The organism is Niabella hirudinis (genome assembly GCF_051201075.1).
Lineage (GTDB): Bacteria > Bacteroidota > Bacteroidia > Chitinophagales > Chitinophagaceae > Niabella > Niabella hirudinis.
In genome coordinates, this window is record NZ_JBPEHJ010000009.1 from 130,314 (window position 1) to 153,018 (window position 22,705).

Sequence of the window (22,705 nt, forward strand, 5' to 3'; positions counted from 1 at the left end):
AAATTCTGAATACAATGAAAAGTAGAATCATCATTATCGTCATTGTTCTGAGCGCGTTGTCCATCTCCTGTAAACGGTTCCTGGACCAGATTCCGGATAATATTTTAAAGGAGGAAGATATTTTCAAATCATTGGCCAATACAAGAGCGTATCTGGCCCAGGTTTATACAAATATGCCGGACGATTTTAGCGCCCGGTTTGCACCCAGCAATTATGCCGGGCCATGGACGGGCGCCTCCGATGAGGCCAATTACTGGTCGCTCTCCTGGGTGATGTCCAACTCGCTCAACCAAAGCACCTGGGATAACAATGTTGGGGGGACTTACTGGATCAACTGGTATAAGCCTGTAAGAACAGCTACTGATTTTATCAATAAAGTGGATGGCGCCAATCCAAACGAAGTAAGCTCCATGATCCGGATGCACTACAAGGGCGAGGCGCGTGCCATGCGGGCCTTGTTTTATTTCTGGATGATGCGCCTGTACGGACCGTTGATTATCCTTCCCAATGAAGTGCCGGTAAATGGAAGCGGAGATGAGATCTTCTTTAAACGGTCTACATTTGATGAATGTGTTAACTATGTAGTCGGACAGTTGGATTCTGCCTATAATGAGATCAAACAGTCGGTAGCCGGTAGCCCCCAGGCTCCTGATCAGCCGCTTACTTATGGAACCACCAAAGAATGGGGCCGTGTTACCACCGGCGTTTGTAAGGCTTACAAATTTCAGGTACTGATGCTTGCCGCAAGCCCGCTGTTTAATGGAAATAAAGAGCTGGCATCTTTAAAAAACCACGATGGAACGCAACTGGTTAACCAAACCTATGACCCTAATAAATGGAAGCTGGCAGTGGACGCCGCAAAGGAGTTTTTAAATGAATTTGATAATAAGACCTATGCGCTTTACAAAGAGTCGGATAATGACGCCTGGGTGGCGGCGTATAAGTCCTGCAAAAATGTGATGATAAAGGATTGGAATTCTGAATGGATTTTTGGAAAATCCATGGCCAGTGCGGGGGATTATTGGTATGATATTACTCCAAAGCTGGTAGGATATGGCAACACCGTAGGCAAGGGCGCTGGTTTCCTGTCTGTGAACCAGTCGATGGTAGATGCTTATAATATGAGGAGCGGGTACCCGATAACCGATCCTGAATCGGGTTATGTGAATGCCGGTTTTTCTGATTTTAAATCGCCCTATGATGTTAAGTCCCGGTCTACCTTTAATCAATGGGTAAACAGGGAAGCCCGGTTCTATGTGGGCGTTACATACAACAAGAGCTATTGGCAAAACCAGGGGGGCAGCGCTACGGAAGTAACACCGGTTTTTGAACTTAGTGGCAATTCCGGTAAAACACAGAGCTCCTGGGATGTAACCTCCACCGGGTATGTGGTTCGGAAGCAGCTTGCTGCAAGTGGCGATAGCAGGGGATGGGTCCATCTCCGGTTGGCTCAAATTTACCTTGATTATGTAGAAGCGCTCAACGAAAGTGATCCGGGTAATCCTGATATTTTGAAGTATCTGAACCTGATCCGGGAGCGGGCCGGGATTGCACAATATGGCAACGGGGTAAATGCCCTTCCGCTGCCAGCGGGCCAACAGGAAATGCGCGAAGCCATCCGGCATGAGCGTATGGTGGAGCTGGCTTTTGAAAATGTTCGCTACTTTGATGTGCGCCGGTGGAAGATTGCGCCGCAAACTATGGGAGCGGATGTGTATGGTATGAATGTATATGCCGATGGCAATGATTTCTACAAAAAAACACTCGTTCAAAAAAGAAGGTTTTTACCCCGCGATTATTTGTGGCCAATACCCAATGATGAAGTCTTGAAAGACAAATACCTGGTACAAAACCCCGGATGGTAAATGAAACCCACGGGTACTGGCAGTTCTACTTTATTACAATTAAAACCATACACATGAAGTGTTTTAATACCAAAATATTCTTTACAAAAATCCTGTTTTGGGCCGCCGCTGCAGGTGGAACCGGTATAATGATGACGGGTTGTGCGAAGCCGGATGACCTGTATTCACCGGAAGAGGGAACGATCTATATGCCGCAGGCATACCAGGACCGTTCTGTAATGACGCTGTATAAAATGGATTCGATACAGCAGGTTACTTTTGGCGCCTATTATTCCGGGTTCAATGGTCCGGGCTCGGATGTAACTGTACAATTTGAAGTGGATCCGGCCCTGGTTACCCAATACAATATTAACTATGGGTATTTAGGATATACATACTATCCGCTTCCGGACAGCGTTTATACGCTTTCCTCCAATACCGGTACCATTAAGGCCGGTAAAAAGAGCTCTGAGCCGCTTTTTGTTTTGGTAAATGGCCAAAAGATATCGTTTGGCTATCATTATCTTTTACCCGTTAAAATTAAAAGTGTTTCGGCGGGCAATAAAGATTCTGCATTGTCCGTGACCTATTTTAAACTGGATTCCCTGCAAACCCGGGTAAAAGACATTACGCCGTTGGGAACATTGACTGTGAGCGATGAAAACCGGGATGGCGCAAATGCAAAAGAGGGCTCGGTTAAATTGGTCGACAACGATTATTCCACAAAATTCCTGAGTTTTAACTACAACCCCAATTTCTGGATGCAGCTGAAATTGAATACGCCGCAGCGATTGGATGCGTATGAAATTACTTCAGGTAATGATGCTCCTGACAGAGATCCGAAAAACTGGTTGTTCCAGGGATCCAATAACGGAACGGACTGGACAACACTGGATAACAGGAAAGATGAAATATTTCTTGGCCGGCAATTAACACGCCGGTTTAATGTAAATTTTCCCAATGCGTATACTTATTACCGGATGCTGGTAACAGTAAACGGAGGGTCCAGCCTGATTCAGATTACAGAATGGAAGATTATTCAGTTCTATTAAGAATAACAGATACAGAAAAGAGGAGAGGCGTGTTCTGCGGGATTGGATAGCGCCTCCCTTTCGCGATTGCCAATGATATTCAAATATTATAAAAGGTTTGGGGGCCTGCTCCTGGCGCTGCTGTTTCAATGCGCTGGCGCTGCTCAGGAAAAAACGGCCTTTCAGGTTGCTGCGCCCTGGAACGCGGCGTATGATGTACGATCAGATGTGGCTATTGTTTATGGTATCAATGATGCGGGTGGAAAATTTGAAGAGCGGGTAAAGGGATGGAGAGATAAAGGTTACCAGGTTCATTTTATGACCGGCATTGCATGGGGCCAGTACCAGGATTACTTTTTGGGAAAATATGATGGCAGAACCCATTTGGATGAAGGACAGGTACAGCGCAATGGCGATACAATCTGGCATGGACATAATGTGCCCTATATTGTTCCATCAGCCGGTTACCTGGAGTATATAAAGACCCATTTAAAACGGGCTATTGATGCGGGTGTAACGGCCATACACCTCGAGGAACCGGAATTTTGGGCAAGGGCAGGCTACAGCACCGCGTTCAAAAAAGAATGGAAGAATTATTATGGGTTTAACTGGAGGCCACAGCATGAATCGCCCGAAGCCACCTACCTGTCTTCAAAGTTAAAATACCATCTTTATTATCATGCACTCAAAACCTGTTTCGAGTATGTGAAATCGTACAGCAGGGCCATTGGTCGCAATGTAAAGTGTTACGTGCCTACCCATTCATTAATTAACTATTCTTCCTGGCAGATTGTTAGCCCCGAAGCCAGCCTTGCCGCTATTAAGGATGTAGATGGTTATATTGCGCAGGTGTGGACCGGCACCTCGCGCGAACCGGTTTATTATAACGGAGTAAAGAAAGAACGGGTTTTTGAGAACGCTTTCCTTGAATATGGATCCATGGTATCGATGATACAGCCCACAGGGAAAAAAATATTTTTGTTAACCGACCCCATTGAAGATTGGCCAAGAACCTGGGATGATTATAAAAAGAATTACCAGGCTACTTTTACCGCCGAACTTTTATACCCAACCGTAGCCAGCTATGAAGTAATGCCCTGGCCCAACCGTATTTACCTTGGCCGGTTTAAAGTTGAAGGAAATAGTGAAAAACAGCCGATTTCTCCTGCTTATGCAACACAAATGCAGGTAATGGTGAATGCTTTAAATGAAATGCCGGTATCATCCAATAAGGTTAGCGGTAGTCAAGGTATTGGAGTGCTGGTTTCGAACTCAATGATGTTTCAGCGTTTTCCAACGCATGCAGGATATGAAGATCCGCAGCTTTCCAACTTTTATGGTATGGCCTTGCCATTGCTGAAGAACGGCATACCGGTTGAAACGGTGCACATGGAGAGCCTGGAAAACAATCATACACTAAAGGATGTTCGGGTACTGATAATGAGCTATGCAAATATGAAACCCCTAAAGCCGGAATATCACCGGTTCCTGGCGCAGTGGGTACGCTCCGGCGGCGTACTGCTCTACTATGGGCGCGATGATGATCCTTTCCAAACCGTAAAGGAATGGTGGAACAGCAACGGACGTCATTATAAAGCGCCTTCGGCAGATTTGTTCCGACTGTTGCATATTGATGGCAGTAAGCCGGGTTTTGTAAAAGCCGGCAAGGGCTGGGCAGTAGTTAATCGCATTGATCCGAAAGAACTGGTGCTGGAAGCCGGGCGCGATTCTGATTTTTTAGGGCAGGTGGAGCAGGCCTATAACCAATACGCAGATGCCGGAAAACTGGAAAAGAAAAATCACTTTTTGTTAAAACGGGGCCCTTATATTATTGCCGCAGTACTTGATGAAAATGCCGACCATCAACCGTTAATCATTAATGGCCCCGTGGTGGATCTGTTTGACCCGCGCCTGCCTGTTTTGGCGCATAAGGAGGTCCTGCCGGGACAGCAGGCCTTTTTATACGACCTGGAAGCCATCAAAGGAAGCAAGCCAAAGATCCTGGCGGCGGCAGGCAGGGCTTATAATGAAATTTATAACAACCGAAAATATTCCTTCCTGCTAAAAAGCCCTTCGGCAACCAATAATGCCATGCGCATCTACCTCCCATCGGAACCTCAAAGAATAGTGTTAACAAAAAGCGGAAAACCGGCTCCCCTGTTGGATAACACCTGGGATGCGGCATCCAAAACCCTTTTTCTGCGGTTTGAAAACAGCAACGAGGGCGTTGCGGTTACTATACAGCTATAGGGTATTTGGTGATGTCGCCGTTTGTTTCTACTTTTGCTTTAACGATTAAGTATGGCGTATGAAACCTTTTGCTGCAAATGCAGATTAATCCTAATTTAGCGTTTGTACCGCTGACTGATAACATGATTGGTAAAAGTTTTTTTTAGAGTTAATATATATATGCAAAAACGCGTGTCGCTGAAGGATATTGCTGAAAAAGTGGGCGTTTCTACCGCACTGGTGTCTTATGTGCTGAATGGTAAGGAAAAAGAGGCGCGGGTGAGTGATACTGCAGCACGAAAAATAAAGAAGGTGGCTGCAGAAATGAATTACCAGCCCAACCTGATTGCCCGGGGGCTCAAATTTGGAAAAACACATACCATCGGGCTCATTGTAGCTGATATCTCCAACCCCTTTTTTGCCATGCTGGCGCGGATCATTGAGCTGGAGGCGCAAAAGCGGGGATATACCGTGCTGTTTGGCAGCAGTGATGAGCAATTGGAAAAATCCCAGAACCTGATCAGCACTTTTCTGAACCGGCAGGTAGATGGGCTGATCATTACCCCCGTAGCCGGCTCCCAGCTGCAGATTGAAGCGCTCAGGGATAAAGGAGTTCCGTTTGTGCTGATGGACCGGGGCTTTAGGGAAACGGAGACCAATGTGGTGGTTACCGACAATCACGATGCGATGTATAACGCCGTTACACTGCTCATCCGGAACGGGTACAAAAAACCGGGGATTATTGCCTATGATACCACACTGACCCACATGGCCGACCGGATCGCCGGCTATAAAGATGCACTAAAAGATGGTGGGATCCGGTTTAATACAAAATGGCTGGTGAAAGTACCCTATGGAAATTATAAGGACGATGTGAGCACGGCGCTTGACCGCTTCCTGGATGGGAAAAACAGGGCGGTGGATGCGCTGGTTTTTGCCACCAACAGCATCTCTGTACAGTCGCTGAAACGCCTCCATGCCCGCGGCATAAAAGTACCGCAGGACCTGGGTGTGATCAGTTTTGACGAAAGCGACGTCTTTGATTTTTTTTATGCACCCATCACCTATATCAAGCAGAACCTTCAGGCCATCAGCGAAAATGCGGTACAGCTGCTGATGCAGTCGATTGATGCCCGGAACAAAAAGTATACGCAGGTTACAGTGCCGTCCACCATTGTAGAAGGCGAAAGCAGCAACCATTTGGGTTAACTGCGATGCTTGCAGACCTGCGCTAGTTTTAAATTGACGAAGAGCGATGCTACGGGATGCGTGTTGTTGCTACTGATTTTTTTTCATTTAGAAAAGCTCAAGGTCTTCAGTGTCTCAGCGCTTCTGTGGCAAACGGGTACAGAAAAGAGAATAAAAGTTGGCAGTTAAAAAGATTCCGTTTAAATTCGCTTAAACGTATAAGCTTTGCAATCCCATACTCAAAAAATGTCATTATGAAAAAAAAACTGTTTCTGTTTTTATTGCTATTTACTTTTTATTCGGGCTTCTCGCAGGAGCGTTTTAATGGCCTTGATATGAACCTGGGGAATTTGTCCCGTCTTTCCGATGCAAAAACCCGCTCAATAAGTCCGGAGAATTTTACGGGTGAGAAGGGGAAGGGGGGCATGGCAGATCCTGCCCGCGATAAGGGAAAGCGCAATGTTGCCAATGCGGCCAATGAAGCACGCGAGCTGGGAAAGGGATGGAAGGTGAACCCCTTTATCATTATTGAACCAGGCGAAACCTTTACGATGGCTGACATCGCTGGCCCCGGAGCCATCCAGCACATCTGGATGACGCCAACAGGAAACTTTAATTTTTCGATCTTCAGGATCTATTACGATGGCGAATCGGACCCTTCCGTGGAAAGCCCCGTAGGCCCTTTCTTTGGGATAGCGTGGAACGAGTTTTCTCCCCTTAATTCACTGGCCATAACGGTGAACCCGGGCAGCGCTTTTAACAGCTACTGGAAAATGCCGTTCCGTAAAAATTGTAAAATTACGATGCAGAACACGGATACGCAGCCCATGCGTTTGTATTACCAGGTAGATTATACCTTAACGGATGTTGGATCCGATGAAGGCTATTTTCATGCTCAATACCGCCGCAGCAAACCCAATATGGGATCTCTGCATACTATCCTCGATGGTGTAAAGGGAAAAGGACACTATGTGGGCACCTATATGGGTGTTGGCGTTACCAATAATGGCTGGTGGGGCGAAGGCGAAATAAAGTTTTTCATGGATGGCGATGATGATTATGCCACCATTGTAGGCACCGGCACTGAAGACTATTTCTGCGGCTCCTATAATTTTGAAAATAAAAGGACCCGCCAGTACCAGGAATTTTCAACAGCCTATGCCGGCCTGCACCAGGTACTAAAACCCGATGGACTGTATGGCTCACAAATGCGTTTTGGCATGTACCGTTGGCATATTATGGATCCCATCCGGTTCGAAAAAGACCTGAAAGTTACCATACAGGACCTGGGTTGGAAGTCGGGCGGGCGTTACCTGCCGCAGCATTCGGATATCATTACCGTGGCCTACTGGTACCAGACGGAACCGCATAAGAAATTTCCGAAACTGCCGGGGGCGGATGTGCTGGAGGTGAATTAGGCAATAGTGAATGGTCAATGAGTAACTATGAGCGGAATGCTGATGCTGCTTAGTAAATAACGAACAACATATAAAATGAAAATACATTATTTAACCGTTCCGTTAATAGCAGGAGGAATGTTGTGGCAGTCCTGCAACAATGAAGCTAAGCCACCGGCGGCTTCGGCGGACTCTTCAAAAACAAAAGTGTCAATGGATCAGCAAATACCCGGAAGTTTTGGTTACGACAGGGAGTTCCTGCAGCAGAAAGACAGTGGCCTCATCGTACTCAAAAGCAGTGATGGCGCCAGTCAGGTTATTGTATCTCCAAAATATCAGGCAAAAGTGTTTACCTCTTCCGCCAACGGAGCTGCGGGCAAAAGTTTTGGATGGGTAAACTACAAGGCATTTGAGGGGCCACAGGATGCGCACATGAACGCCTATGGCGGCGAAGACCGGCTCTGGCTGGGACCGGAGGGGGGCGTGTTCTCGCTCTATTTTAAGCCCGGGTCAAAAATGGAATTTGAACACTGGAAAACACCGGCTCCTATTGATACGGAACCCTGGAGCCTCGATGCAGCAGATGCCGCTTCTGTTTCCATGTCGAAGGATATGAACCTGCAAAATTATGCCGGCGCACAATTGCAATTAAAAGCCACCAGGCAGGTTTCATTGATTGGCGCCGATGCCATTGCTTCTGATTTGGAGGTTTCGCTGAGTGCCGGTGTTAAATCTGTTGCATTTAAAACAGTGAATAGCATTTCCAATAGCGGTGTACAAGCCTGGGACGAAAAGACAGGAGCCCCCTGTATGTGGAACCTGGATATGTTTATGCCCTCCGGGGGCTGCACCATTGTGATCCCGTATAAGAATGAGGCGGCCGGTAAAGTAGCAACCACCGACTATTTTGGAGAGATTGCGAAGGACCGGATTCAGTATAGTAACGGGCTGCTGTTTTTTAAGGCCGATGGTAAATCGAGAGGTAAGCTGGGCATCCCACCTGCAAGGGTAAAAGATGTTGCCGGCAGCTATGATGCAATTGGCAATGTACTCACCATTGTAAAATATGATATAGATCCCTCCGGAAAATATTTAAACCAGGAGTGGCGTACCGACAGGGCCCCGTTTAGCGGCGATGCTATGAATGCCTACAACGATGGCCCGCTGGCCGATGGGACGCAGATGGGCCCCTTTTATGAAATTGAGAGCGTATCTCCCGCGGCTTTTCTGAAGCCGGGCGCCACATTAACCCATCAGCACAGCGTATATCATTTTACAGGCGATAAAGCGGCATTAAGCGCCATTGCAAAAAAAGTACTGGGCGTATCAGTAGCGGAAATAGAAAAAGTATTTAGCAGGTAATTGGGGACTGTGGATCCCTATGACTATCGGGAGTGGGAATGTGGATCCCGGTATTACCGGAAGTGCAGGTGAAAACCGGATAGCGGGCATGGGAACAGGTGATCTGGTATCCAGCATCCAGCATCCAGCATCCAGTATCCAGTATCCAGTATCCAGTATCCTGTATCCAGTATCTAACATCTAACAGCAAACAAAATGGCAGTAAAACATAAAAAACAGGAAAACAAATATCCTAAGATCGGGATTCGCCCCATCATCGATGGCCGACTGGGAGGCATCAGGGAGTCGCTGGAGGCAACTACTATGAGCATGGCGGCGGCAGTGGCGGCATTGTATGCAAAACATCTACGTTACCCGGATGGAACGCCGGTTGAATGCGTTATTGCCGACAGCTGTATCGGAGGTGTTAAGGAAGCTGCTGACTGCGCAGCAAAATTTGCGGTTAGTAATGTAGGGCTGTCCCTATCGGTAACGCCCTGCTGGTGTTATAGCTCAGAAACCATGGATATGAACCCGTCGATACCAAAAGCTATCTGGGGCTTTAACGGCACGGAGCGCCCGGGGGCGGTATACCTGGCGGCAACCCTGGCGGCGCATAACCAAAAAGGCTTGCCCTGTTTTGGTATTTATGGGAGGGATGTGCAGGATATGGGCGACAGGTCCATCCCCGGTGATGTGCAGGAAAAACTGCTGAGCTTTGCAAAGGCAGGTATGGCCGTGGCCATCATGAAGGGACAATCCTACCTGGCCATTGGCTCTGTATCTATGGGCATTGCCGGTTCCATTGTAGATCCGCAATTCTTCCAGGAATACCTGGGCATGCGCAATGAGTATGTAGATTCTTCCGAGATCCTGCGGCGCATCCGGTTAAATATTTTTGATCCTGCCGAGTTTAAAAAAGCATTGGCATGGGTGAAGAAGCATTGTAAAGAAGGGAAGGATTATAACCGGAAAGAAAAAATTAAATCAAGAAAAGAAAAAGACCGGGACTGGGAATTTGTGACCAAAATGACGATCATCATCCGCGACCTGATGACGGGTAACCCGCGGCTGAAAGCATTGGGGTATCCGGAGGAAGCACAGGGACATAATGCCCTGGTAGCAGGTTTCCAGGGGCAGCGGCAATGGACCGACTTTTTACCGGATGGTGATTTTTCGGAGGCAATGCTGAACTCTTCCTTCGACTGGAATGGTATTCGTAAACCGTATATGGTAGCTACGGAAAATGATTGCTACAACGGGGTTTCCATGTTATTTAATTATCTGCTGACCAATACCGCGCAGATCTTTGCCGATGTGCGTACCTACTGGAGCCCCGAGGCCGCGGAGCGGGTATCGGGCTGGAAACCGGATGGCGCTGCACAGCATGGATTTATTCATCTGATCAATTCCGGTTCGGCCACATTGGATGGCACAGGGCAGCAGTCGCGGAATGGAAAGCCGGCCATGAAGCCCTTTTGGGAAATCGGAAACAAGGAGGCCGCCTCCTGTATGGCTGCTACCACCTGGAGTCCCTCCAACAGGGATTATATGCGCGGGGGAGGTTACTCCTCTACCTTTCTTACAAAAGGCGGAATGCCGGTAACCATGTGCCGGCTAAACCTGGTAAGAGGGCAGGGGCCGGTACTGCAGATTGCAGAGGGTCATACCATCGATTTGCCCGAACAGGTACATGCGATCTTAAATGAGCGCACCGACCGCATCTGGCCTACTACCTGGTTTGTGCCCAACCTGACCGGGCAGGGGCCTTTTAAAGATGTGTACTCGGTGATGGCCAACTGGGGCGCCAATCATGGAGCCATCAGCTATGGGCATATCGGTGATCAGCTTATAACCCTGGCTTCCATGCTGCGTATACCTGTAGCGATGCACAATGTTGCGGAGGAAAAGATTTTCCGCCCGTCTGCATGGGGTGCTTTTGGTATGGATCCGGAAGGCTCCGATTACCGGGCCTGCGCGGTTTATGGGCCGTTGTACGGGTAAGGGGGCAATAGTGAATCAATACCGTTACTTTAAGCCAGATGTTGTGCTCCGAAGACGTAAAACCGGGAAGAATATTAGGTTTGGCGCATCATGGGCGTCAAGTTAGCATGCAAACTGTACCCGCCGCATAGCGGCAGATTTGCTGGCATGCTTACTTCCCCTTAACTTGACGCCAATGCGATGCATCGGGAGTGAGCAATATATTGGACGTCCAAGTGCTAAGGAAACGACATTGAATAGGAAATAGGCAACAGAGAGCCGAACTCCTTACTGATGGATAGCTAAGGGATGGTTTCACGTTTCACGTTTGACGTTTGATGTTTCACGTTGAATCTGTTTCTATGCTCGATGTAAGATCTCAAATCTGGAATCGGAAAGCCGGAAGCTGCAAATAAACAAAATTCACATTTTTGTAGTTAATATTAACACTAGTGGATTGGATCTTGCAAAAAATATGTATTTTACCGCTTCGTACAGAAAGGGCTGGTGAAAAAGTGAATGGTCAATTGCTTTAAACCCCGAACCTGATTGCGTTGCCGTTTTGTACAGATAACGATGAGTAAATAACAATTAAGAATATTTTATCCAATTTATACAATTGATATGAGCAACAAGAAATCACTTTTTATCAAAGACGGTATTAACTATGCAGCGCCTTTTGCCGCAATCAGCGCGTTATTTTTTTTATGGGGCATAGCGCATGGATTGCTTGATGCATTGGATAAAAATTTCCAGGAAATGCTCCACCTGAAAAAATGGCAATCAAGTTTAATACAGTTTCATTTATATGGCGCCTATGCTGCTATGGCAATACCGGCTGGCTTATTCATGAAGAAATACGGGTATAAGAAGGGCGTTATATTCGGGCTGCTTCTTTTTGCCTGTGGTGCTTTGATAGCGGCGGTTACGGCTCCGTTACAATCTTTTGTATTGTTTTTGCTTTGCCTGCTCATCATCGGCTGTGGCCTGGCCACGCTGGAAACAGCGGCCAATCCTTATACCACAAAATTAGGACCGCCGGAAACGGCAGAGCGCCGGATCAATTTTTCCCAGTCGTTCAACGGCCTGGCCTGGACGATTGGTCCCCTGATTGCCATTTATATTTACGGTAACCGGAGCCATGTTGAAGGCGAAAAGATGATGTCTATTGTGCTGCCATTTGCAATGATTGGCCTGGCGGTGCTGGTGGTGGCATTTATTTTTAAACGTCTGAAACTTCCTGAAATTACTGAAGAAGATGAGAATGCTGCCCACGGTGTACATGGTGCTTCAACGACTTCGGGGGACGCCGTGGAGGTGTCAGACCCTTCCGCCTCCGGATACATTACCAGGAAACCTTTATGGCAAAACCGGCACTTTAAATTAGGGGTCATTGCACAGGCCTGCTATGTTGGAGCGCAAACGGGTGTTTTCAGCTACCTTATTAATTTTCTTACGGATGACAAGGATATGCACATGGAACCCCGCTTTAATGTAGCAGACGGTCCTTATTTTTTATCCATCGGGTTTGCATTGTTTATGATCGGGAGGATATCCGGCAGTGCGATGATGAAATATTTTAAACCCACCAAATTGTTAGCATTCTATGCCCTTGCCGTATGTATTTTATTACCGGTAATAGGAGCTGAAATTGGATGGGCATCCGTGATAGCCCTTTACGGCGTGTTCTTTTTTATGTCCATAATGTTCCCCACCATTTTTGCATTGGCCATTAAAGGCCTTGGTCCGCAAACAAAACGGGGGGCGGCTTTTCTTGTTATGTCGGTTGCCGGCGGCGCCATCTTTCCCCTGCTGATGGGCGCTGTAGCTGATACCTATGGCATGGCAGTAGGCTTTTTTGTTCCTATCCCCCTGTTTTTATTCATCCTGTATTATGCCACCAGCGGGTATAAAGTGAAAGCTTAAACGATCATCAGTTATACATAACAAAGGCGCGGGACATGGTCCCGCGTTTTTTTTGCTTATAGAAAAATTTAAGCAGGATTTGCAGATTAATTAAAGAAGCTTCCGGATTTTTTTGCGCTGTTTGTAAAAAACGTTTATCTTTACTTAAACGATTAAGCTTTTGCGATTGTCTTGGAAAGTGCTGCAGGGGATGAAGCCGGATTTTATAAAACTGCTGGAGTGGTGCAGGAAAGGGGTATTGCCCGGTTCTTTTATTTAAACGATTAAGCAAAACTTTCTTCATTTATAACAGGCCATCTTTTTAATCATCTATAGTTATGAACCAAAAACAAAACCTTCCACTGAGCTGCTGTTTATTGCGATGCTGCTTACTGGTTTTATGGAATGTGGGCCTGCTGTTGCTTTGCAGCCCGGCTTCGGGTAGCAACAAGGCCCGGCTTTACCAATCGGATCCGCTGCCGGACACGGTGCCTGAAAGCAGCTGGGTATTGCGCGGAGTTGTTTTGGACGAGCAAAAAAAGCCGGTTCCGGGCGCTTCTGTCCGGGTGATCCGGAAAGAAGGGCGTATGGTTTTGTCGGACCTCAACGGGAACTTTATTACCGAGATGAGGGATGCAGCCGATACCCTGGAAGTATCCTCCGTTGGCAATCTTACCCAAAAACTGCTGCCGGGAAATGTACGGTCCATTGTGGTAACCCTGCATCCCGATGAGGCATCCCAAAAATTAAATGAAGTAGTGGTGGTGGGTTATGGTACGCAAAAAAAGCTCACCGTAACGGGCGCATTGTCCTCCGTTTCCACCGATGATCTGCAGCGGGTGGCGGTGCCCTCGCTTTCCAATGCCATTGGTGGTAAACTGCCCGGGATTATTACCCGGCAAAGCAGCGGTGAACCGGGTTACGATCAGGCGCAGGTGTTTATCCGGGGTGTAGGTACCTTTGGAGGAAGTCAGGCGCCACTGGTACTGGTAGATGGGGTAGAACGGGATATGAATAATATTACCCCCCAGGAAATAGAAAGTTTTACCATTTTGAAAGATGCATCAGCTACTGCCGTATATGGGGTGCGGGGCGCCAACGGCGTAATCCTGATCAACACGAAAAAGGGAAAAATAGGAAAACCTGCCATTACCCTGCGCGCGGAAGCGGCGCAGCTGGCCGCCCTGCGTATGCCGGATTATATTGATGGCACGACCTATGCCAGCCTGCTGAACGAGGCATTGGTGCATACAGGAAGCAGCCCTTTATACACCCCGGAGGATCTGCAAAAATTTGCGGATGGCAGCGATCCCTATTTTCATCCGAATGTGGACTGGACGCACCTGATCCTGAAAAAATACACAAATCAGACCATTAATACCCTGAGTGTATCCGGCGGAACAGAAACGGTAAAATATTATACCAACGTAGGATTTCTGCTGCAGTCGGGCATCTATAATACGGATGGCCTGAACGCCTATAATACCAATGCCAATGTAAAACGCTATAACTTCAGATCCAATGTGGATGTAAACCTGTCTAAGTCGCTCAGCGTTACCGTAGGGCTGGGCGCCATTATTCAAAACGGGCATTACCCCGGTTCCAGTGCGCCGGATATTTTTAGCGCGCTATCGGTGATTTCGCCCATCCAATACCCGGTATTAAATCCCGATGGCTCGGTAGCGGGGGGCGCTTCTTATTTGGGCCGTAACCCCTGGGCCCTGGTTACCCAAAGCGGTTATTCGGATCAGGCAAGGCATACCCTGCAAAGCACCTTTGCTGCTAAATGGGACCTGTCGCGACTGGTTACCCGCGGGTTAAGCGTCAACGGAAAATTTGCCTATGACTATTATAATTTTAGCGGCATCAACCGCATCCGGCCCTATGAAATTAAACAATACCTGGGCCAGGATCCCGCATCGGAAGAAGAACGGTACAGCGTTGTGCGCGAGGCCGGTACCCTGGGCTATGGCCCGTTTACGGCAGATAACAACCGGAACTCCTATATAGAAGGATCACTAAACTATCAGCGGTTATTTTCCGGAAAGCATGATGTAAACGCACTGCTGCTGTTTAATCAAAAGGAATATACCAACCTGGTAGCGGCCAATTCTACCAACGGGCTGCCCTACCGGAGCCGGGGATATGCGGGAAGGGGTTCGTATGCCTACCGCAACCGCTACCTGGTGGAGTTTAATATGGGGATCAACGGATCAGAACAGTTTCCCCCGGGAAAACGCTTTGGGTTCTTCCCCTCTGTTTCTGCGGGATGGATTGTGTCCAATGAGGCTTTCTGGCATTCTGATCTCATTAATCAATTAAAGATCCGGGGCTCCTATGGTAAAGTGGGTAATGACCAGATCGGTAATGGTACCCGTTTTCTTTACCTTACCCGGATGAAAAAGGATGCCAATACCTATTGGTTTGGCTCCAGCCAGCAGGCGTTCAGAGGTTTTGATGAAGGCCAGATCGGGGTGCCCGATATTACCTGGGAGTCTTCGCTAAAGAAAAATATTGGGATGGATATCGGTCTGTTTAATAACGTTGTTCAATTACAGGTGGACGCCTTCCATGAGCACCGGACCGGCATCCTGATGCAGCGGCAAACCATTCCCTTTGTATCCGGCTTCTTCCCCTGGATTATTCCCTATGGCAACCTGGGCGAAGTGGTAAACAAAGGCCTGGATGCGAGCTTGAAAATTCAGAATAAACCAGCCGGAAATGGCGTGTATTATTCGCTGATGGGGAACTTTACCTATGCGCACAATGAAGTGATCGAAAACGATGAGTCCTTAAAACATGTGCCCTATCAATCGGGTAAGGGCCATTCTATTGACGCGCCCTACGGGCTGCTGGCCATGGGCATGTTTCGCAATCAGGAAGAGATTAACCAAAGCCCGGTACAACAATTTTCCACTACCATCTACCCGGGCGATATCCGGTTTACTGATGTAAACGGGGATGGGGTAATAACAGCCGATGACTATATGTACCTGAACGGGTTTCCGCGTACTCCGGAAATTGTGTATGGCTTTGGCGGCACCGTGGCCTGGAAAGGCGTGGATCTGAGTTTGTTTTTTTCGGGCGCTGCGCGTACCAGCCTTTTTATAGTAGGTCCCTCTATGTATCCTTTTTTACGCGGAGCGGGCAGTTATAATATTTTGAAGGAGTATTACAACAACCGTTGGACGCCTGATAACCTGGATGCCCAATACCCTGCGGCAACACCGGCCAACAACTCAAACAATTTTCAATACTCTTCGCAATACCTCCGGAATGCTTCTTACCTGCGCCTCAAAAATGCCGAAGTAGGCTATAGTCTGCCTCCTGTACTGGTCAGGAAATACCGGCTGAGCGCTTTCCGGGTGTTTATCAACGGCACCAACCTGCTCACATTTGATCATCTGAAATTCCTGGATCCGGAATCCAATAACGGCAGCAATAACGGAAGGGATGGAGATAACCTGGGTTTATATCCCATGCAGCGTTCACTGAATTTTGGTGTGCAAATCAATTTTAATTAATGTATAAATAAATAGGAATGAAAAACTATTCACTGATAGGAGGGCTTTTTTTACTAAGCTTGTTTTCCTGCAAGCGCTACCTGGATAAAACGCCCGATGAGGATATTACATTAAAAGAAGTATTTACCAACCGGCTGTACACAGAGTCCTTCCTTACATCGATTTATGCCGGTCAGCCCTGGGAGATTAACCCGGTGGACATCGATGGAATCAACCGGTATGCCTCTCCCTGGACGGGCGCCTCGGATGAAATGGAGATTACTTTTCCGGGCAGCTATGTGCATTATATGAACCGGGGCGGTTGGAACGCGCAAAACATTGTTTCCAACTGGCAGTTTGCCTATCAGAGTATTCGTAAGGCGGATGTATTCCTGGAGAATATTGATCAGCTGCCATTGCAGGACGGTTATACACAGGACAATAAAAACCGCTGGATCGGGGAAGCGCATTTTCTGCGGGCCTTTGATAATTTTGCCGTTTTCCGGATCTATGGCCCGATGGCCATTATGGACCAGGCCAAAACGCCGAATGACGATTTTAAAAGTATCAAACGTTCACCGGTAGATGCCTGCGTGGCGTTTATCGTAAAAGACTGTGATGCGGCGGCAGGCCTGTTGCCCATAACAGCCAACAGTGATCAGCAGGGGAGGGCTACAAAGGCCGCCGCGCTGGCTTTAAAAGCCCGGGTGCTGTTATATGCCGCCAGCCCGCTTTTTAACGGCAACGCCGATTTCAGGGACTTTAAAAACCCTGACGGGGAAGCCCTGTTTTCGCAGGCCTATGATGCCGGCAAGTGGAAGCAGGCAGCCAATGCAGCCAGGGAATGCATTGAGGTATGTGAAGCTGCCGGTTATGGTTTGTATACAGCACCCAGTAATAACCCCGTTGAAAATTATACCAATCTTTTTTTACAAAACAATAACCGGGAAATTTTATGGGCCATGAATCGCCAGGCCTTTCAGCACCTGGAGCGCTGTTCCAATCCGTTGAGTTATGGTGGATTTTCCATTTTGTCGGTATCGCAGCAATTGGTGGATGCCTACCAGGATACGCTGGGGCGCGATGTGATTACCGGCTACAATGCAGACGGGTCGCCGGTTATAAACGGCGATGCCAGCTATACTGAAACCGGTTTTGCTGCTGCAAGTGGTAAAAACTGGGATGCGGGCATCAGCAATATGTATGTAGCCCGCGAACCGCGGTTTTACGCCAGCGTGCATTTTACCGGGGCTAAATGGAAAAACACGGTCATACAAACCTATTTTAATGGTAAGGATGGGGCTTCAAAAAATGGTACGGATTTTTCCAAAACCGGGTATGTGCTGCGGAAGTTTTCCAATCCCCTTATCAATATTCAAACCAATAGCGGCTGGGATCTGAAAACCTTTATTATGTTTCGCCTGGGCGAGCAATACCTCAACTATGCCGAGGCGCTTAATGAAAGCGATGGCCCTGTGGCGGATGTGTACACCTATGTAAATGCCATCCGTGCCCGGGCGGGTTTGCCTGGTTTGCCGGCCAGCTTATCAAAGGAGCAGATGCGCGAAAAAATCTGGCACGAGCGCCGGATAGAACTGGCTTTTGAAGGGCATCGTTATTTTGATACCCGCCGCTGGAAAATTGCCGCCAAAACCAATAACGGAAGTCTCCTGGGTATGAATATTAACAGTGGAAATTCGCAGCAGGATGTTTCTTTTTATAAACGGACCGAAGCTGATAAGCGCATCTTTAAAGCGCCCCGCGACTATTTTTGGCCGGTGCCTCAGTCGGAGCTGGATAAGGACCCAGGTCTTATCCAGAGCATGTATTGGTAGTTTCTTTTGTAAGGTCATCAACAATAAAAGTAAAAATGAAACAGATAAAAAAAATAGGGTTTGGAATACTGGCCGTGGTGGCAATTGCGGCGGTTTCCTGCAGCAAATATAATAACGGTATTGAGGACGCTTCCATTTATAGAAATATCTATATGCCGCGCGCAGCCAATGATTCTACCGTACTTACCGTAAGGCCGGGCGATAGTGTTTATCGCCTGGGATATAGTGCATATATTGGAGGTATAGAAAATGCACAGACGGATATAAAAGTTTCCTTTGAGGTAGCAACAGCCGCCGCCGCGGATTTTAACGCCCGGAGCGGTACCAGCTACCCGCTGCTGCCCGCCACCAACTATACGCTCAGCAGCCAAACGGCCATAATAAAGGCGGGGGAGCGCAGTACTGATAGCCTTACATTAAGTGTAAAGTCTGACAATAACTTATCGCTGTTTAAAACCTATATCCTGCCCGTGGGCATTAAAGCAACGGAAGGAGAGGGGCAGGTGCTGAAAAAATATGCAGTTACCTTTTACCTTGTCCGGGTAGCCCTGCCGCCTGTATTAAAGCTGGGAAGTAGCTGGGGCGGCATTTTTAGCCTTGGTCCCAAAAATACCATTATCTCCAACGATAAAAACAGCCTCGATATTCTGATGAACCTGCCGAAGAATGATGGCGATTACAACCAGGCGGCGCTGCATATCGGAATTAGATGGGATGCTTCCGAATCATTTTATTATTTGAACGAAAATGCCATGGTGGTAAGAAATGCGCCTTACTGGGCTGGCCTGTTCCGGTTTGATATGCACCCCGAAAATATTCTGCAAAACAATCCCAAACCCGCCGAAAATATTATAACCGGTATTGCAGACTGGAATACGTTTTGGCTGGGCGACTTTTGGAATAAATACCTGATTGTTCCTTTTAGAAATTATATGATAACCGCGGATAATGGCGGCGTTTTGTGGCGCCAGCCCCTGTTTGCAAAAATTGATCAAAACCGCACACAGGTGGGCGCCGGCTTTAATTATTCCCAGGGGGTAGCCTACCCATCTGTCAATTCCAATGCATTGCTCTTTGTAAATGCGGCTGGTGAACTCTGGTACTACCCGGTGTCGGAAACCGGGGTGCCGGGCACCGGTAAAAAAATCGGTACCGGCTGGAATGTGTTCCGCAAAATCATCGTAAGCGGAAATGATATCCTGGCGCTGGATGGTTCCGGCAGCGTTTATCGTCTGGCATTTGATCCCGAAAAAAATTATTCTTTTTAAATCGAAACAACTCATGAAAAATAAGATCAACATCTTAAGCGGCCTGTTTTACCCGGTCATCTGTTGGGTGCTGCTGGCGGCCTGTTCCAGGGATGGCAAACGGATCATTGCGCCGCTGCCGGTACCTAAAACACCCGGCGACCCCATCTTCCAGGCAGACCCCACCGTTTTTGTTAACAAGGGAAAATATTATTTGTATGGTACGGATGGCCTTGCCCCCGACAGAGGAATTAAAGTATACATTTCGGACGATAAAAAGAAGTGGAAGCTGCCGGCCTCCAGTGCAGACGGGCTGGCGCTGCGTGCGCTCGAATCCTTTGGCACTGCGGGTTTTTGGGCGCCGCAGGTATGGACGGCTAACAATAAGTTTTATATGGCCTATGTAGCCAATGAGCAGATCGCTATTGCTACAGCTGCTTCACCGGAAGGGCCGTTTTATGCAAAGGACCCCATCGCTTTTGATCAGAAGAATATTGACCCCTATGTGTTTTTAGATGATGATGGTAAAAAGTATCTTTATCATGTAGATATTACGAATGGCAATAAAATATATGTGGCGGCGCTGAATGATGATTTTACGGCTATTGATAAAGCAAGCCGGAAACTTTGTATTACGGCTACTGCCAGCTGGGAGCTGAAACAGGCTAATGTGGTAGAGGGCCCTGCCGTTATAAAGCACAAAGGGGTGTATTATCTCATCTATTCGGCCAACCATTATGTCAACCAGCATTATGCCGTGGGCTATGCCAGCGCCGCAAGCCCCTGGGGACCGTGGACAAAAGCCGCCGAAAACCCGGTGCTCAGCATCGATAATTCCGGTAAGCCGGGTATCGGCCATGGAGACGTGTTTTTTGATCCGGATGGCACCATGAACTATGTGTTCCATACACATAACTCATTGACCACTGTTGCCCCCAGGCGTACGGGTACGCTGAAGGCTTCTTTTGTAGCCGACCCGGGCGGCGGCCCCGATAAGCTGGTAATGGATCTTAATAGCTTATATTATCTAAGAACGAATAATTAAGGCCTGAAAATGGCTGGTGATTTATTTATGAAGAAGATCGCTTGTTGGATGGGGGCGTTTCTTTTATTAACGACCGGTGTGCAGGCTTCAGGCCCATACCCCGGGTTACTGAAAAAGTATATCCGGGATATACAAACGGATGAGGTGGAAGCAGCGCAAAAGGTCGTTACTGTTAAAGCGGTATCGGACAATATTTACCATGTATCCGTGGTATGGAAATTTCAAAAGCCTGTGAAACGCGGCGCTGTTAGCCTGCGCGTGATTCCGGCTTTTGTGCCCTCTTTTAACTGGGCGCCGCTTTTAACCCCGGACAGTATGCATGTTATTGCACAACATGTATTTCGGGCACCGGCGCTGATTGTTGCCGGCGATACAAAATTACTGGCTGTGATACCGGATCTGGACCTGCTGCAAAACGAAAGCGCTGTGCCCTGGTATATGGATATGGACGCCCCCAGGAACCAGCTGGTGCTGGGTATGGGAAAGGCCGCAGTAAAAGAACATGTGCTGTTTACAAAAGTACCGGGCGCTGTATTTTCCGAAGGAGTACATACTATTGGGTTTTATTGTATCGTTTCAGATAAAAAAGAAGCGCTGCAAAACCCCTTTGGGCAAACGGCCGCCTTCCTGTGGCAAAAATGGGGCCGGCCGCTATACAGGCAGGGGATGCCATTGCAGCGTACGGAGCTGGAGCCGTATGTAAAACAAACCTATGATTGGGCGTTTAAAAACTGGAGATCTGCGGTATGGCAGCAGCTTGTGCTTGACGGCAGGAATGTGGGCGCGCCGGCATTTATTGTAAACATAACGCAGAGCCCCAACTACAAAGGAATACCCAATCAGCGCGAGTTTCTTTCTGTCTGGAACCAGGCCTGGTTTAACTCCCTGCGGTCGGCACAGGGCCTGTACCGGTACGCGCGGAGAATGCATGACGATTCATTGCTGCATTATGCATTGCTTACAAAAGAGCTGGCGCTTTCCTTTCCGAAGCAAGAGGGTCTGTTTCATTCGGTGATTGCCACCGGAATGGAGGAGGTAGACGGAACGGATGGAAAAAAATACAGCCGTTCCACGGGGTGGGATACCCGGTATTTTGGCAACTCTAACCGCAACCCGTATACCTGGGATGCACGACAATCGCCCTATCATATTGCAGATATGAGCTTTACCGCATACTGGATGCTGGTATGGTATCAGGAGCTGGAAAAGGATCCGCGTTTACTGAATTATGCGGCCCGGTATGCCAACAGGCTGCTTGGTCTGCAGGATGCCGAAGGCTTTTTTCCTGCCTGGCTCGATTTAAAGGAACAAACCCCCTTGCCCTATTTAAAACAATCGCCCGAAACATCAGCTTCTGTTACGTTTTTATTAAAACTGTATGCGCTTACCAGGGAGTCGCGGTATTTAAAAGCTGCAAAAAAAGCCATCGATGCCGTCTCCCGGGAGATCATCCCCATGGGCCGGTGGGAAGATTTTGAAACCTATTGGTCCTGCAGCCGCATTGGAAGCGATACCTGGGTGGGGCGCAAAATACCCCGTAACAATATGTATAAACAGAATACCTTTTGCATATTCTGGACCGCAGAAGCGCTGCTTGAAATGTTTCAGATTACAAAGGAAAAGAAGTATCTTGTTACCGGGCAGCGGGTGCTGGATGAATTGCTGATGTGGCAGGCCGTTTGGCAGCCGCCTTATATGGCCGTTCATACGCTTGGTGGTTTTGGGGTGATGAATGCGGATGCCGAGTGGAACGATTCCCGGCAAAGTCTTTTTGCGGAACTGATCATCCGGTATGGCGCCTTGCTGCACCGCGCGGATTACCGGCAGCGGGGCATTGCTGCCCTGAAAGCCTCCTTTACAATGATGTACACACCGCTAAACCCGGGTACTATGCAGCAATGGCAGGCCCGGTGGCCCTTTTTTAACGAAAAGGATTATGGGTTTATGATGGAGAATTATGGGCATGATGGTGTTACCGATGCCCATGGCCTGGGGATTGGGGAGTTTACTATTTATGATTGGGGCAATGGCGCAGCAGCAGAAGCTTACAACAGGATCTTTGATCACTATGGAGCCGGTCTGTTTAAAAGCAATGCTGAATAGGCCCTGTTGTGTTCATACGATCAACGGGAACGCTGCAATACCGGGCAGGGCTCC

At 48.0% G+C, this 22,705-nt stretch carries 14 protein-coding genes; 13 read left to right on the forward strand and 1 reads right to left on the reverse strand.

Going from position 1 to position 22,705, the window contains the following annotated elements; all coding sequences use genetic code 11:
• Positions 1-14 precede the first annotated feature (14 nt).
• From GGU45_RS16680 to GGU45_RS16715, 8 genes are all read left to right on the forward strand, one after another.
• Positions 15-1,865, forward strand: a complete 1,851-nt coding sequence (locus GGU45_RS16680; RefSeq protein ID WP_435226641.1) for a RagB/SusD family nutrient uptake outer membrane protein — start codon at positions 15-17, stop codon at positions 1,863-1,865.
• A gap of 53 nt (positions 1,866-1,918) precedes the next feature.
• A complete protein-coding gene (locus GGU45_RS16685; RefSeq protein ID WP_435226643.1) occupies positions 1,919-2,896 on the forward strand; it encodes a BT_3987 domain-containing protein in 978 nt (325 codons plus the stop codon).
• Between the two features lie 72 nt (positions 2,897-2,968).
• The gene (locus GGU45_RS16690; protein ID WP_435226645.1) at positions 2,969-5,125 is read left to right on the forward strand and encodes a hypothetical protein; all 2,157 of its coding nucleotides are present in this window, start codon (positions 2,969-2,971) and stop codon (positions 5,123-5,125) included.
• A gap of 159 nt (positions 5,126-5,284) precedes the next feature.
• The gene (locus GGU45_RS16695; RefSeq protein ID WP_435226647.1) at positions 5,285-6,313 is read left to right on the forward strand and encodes a LacI family DNA-binding transcriptional regulator; all 1,029 of its coding nucleotides are present in this window, start codon (positions 5,285-5,287) and stop codon (positions 6,311-6,313) included.
• A gap of 233 nt (positions 6,314-6,546) precedes the next feature.
• Positions 6,547-7,710: a glycoside hydrolase family 172 protein gene (locus GGU45_RS16700; RefSeq protein WP_435226649.1), complete on the forward strand. Its 1,164-nt coding sequence runs from the start codon at positions 6,547-6,549 to the stop codon at positions 7,708-7,710.
• 75 nt (positions 7,711-7,785) lie between these two features.
• The gene (locus GGU45_RS16705) at positions 7,786-9,051 is read left to right on the forward strand and encodes a DUF6786 family protein (RefSeq protein WP_435226651.1); all 1,266 of its coding nucleotides are present in this window, start codon (positions 7,786-7,788) and stop codon (positions 9,049-9,051) included.
• A gap of 195 nt (positions 9,052-9,246) precedes the next feature.
• Positions 9,247-11,034, forward strand: coding sequence for an L-fucose isomerase (locus GGU45_RS16710; protein ID WP_435226653.1), 1,788 nt, complete (start codon positions 9,247-9,249; stop codon positions 11,032-11,034).
• Between the two features lie 603 nt (positions 11,035-11,637).
• Positions 11,638-12,939: a sugar MFS transporter gene (locus GGU45_RS16715; RefSeq protein ID WP_435226655.1), complete on the forward strand. Its 1,302-nt coding sequence runs from the start codon at positions 11,638-11,640 to the stop codon at positions 12,937-12,939.
• 7 nt (positions 12,940-12,946) lie between these two features.
• Here the strand turns inward: GGU45_RS16715 and GGU45_RS16720 are convergent, their stop codons facing one another.
• Positions 12,947-13,222, reverse strand: coding sequence for a hypothetical protein (locus GGU45_RS16720; RefSeq protein ID WP_435226657.1), 276 nt, complete (start codon positions 13,220-13,222; stop codon positions 12,947-12,949).
• 34 nt (positions 13,223-13,256) lie between these two features.
• Between GGU45_RS16720 and GGU45_RS16725 the strand changes: the two genes are divergently transcribed.
• Genes GGU45_RS16725 through GGU45_RS16745 form a run of 5 tightly spaced genes read left to right on the forward strand, consistent with a single transcriptional unit; the run spans position 13,257 to position 22,651 of the window.
• Positions 13,257-16,442 (forward strand): SusC/RagA family TonB-linked outer membrane protein, encoded by a 3,186-nt coding sequence (locus GGU45_RS16725; RefSeq protein WP_435226659.1) that lies wholly within the window; start codon positions 13,257-13,259, stop codon positions 16,440-16,442.
• Positions 16,443-16,459: 17 nt separating this feature from the next.
• A complete protein-coding gene (locus GGU45_RS16730; protein WP_435226661.1) occupies positions 16,460-18,256 on the forward strand; it encodes a RagB/SusD family nutrient uptake outer membrane protein in 1,797 nt (598 codons plus the stop codon).
• A 35-nt stretch (positions 18,257-18,291) separates the two neighbouring features.
• On the forward strand, positions 18,292-19,524 hold the full coding sequence (locus tag GGU45_RS16735) for a DUF1735 domain-containing protein (protein WP_435226663.1): 1,233 nt from the start codon (positions 18,292-18,294) through the stop codon (positions 19,522-19,524).
• A 13-nt stretch (positions 19,525-19,537) separates the two neighbouring features.
• Positions 19,538-20,548 (forward strand): glycoside hydrolase family 43 protein, encoded by a 1,011-nt coding sequence (locus GGU45_RS16740; protein WP_435226665.1) that lies wholly within the window; start codon positions 19,538-19,540, stop codon positions 20,546-20,548.
• 9 nt (positions 20,549-20,557) lie between these two features.
• Entirely contained in the window at positions 20,558-22,651 is a 2,094-nt protein-coding gene (locus GGU45_RS16745; protein WP_435226667.1) for a hypothetical protein, read from the forward strand.
• Positions 22,652-22,705: the final 54 nt, after the last annotated feature.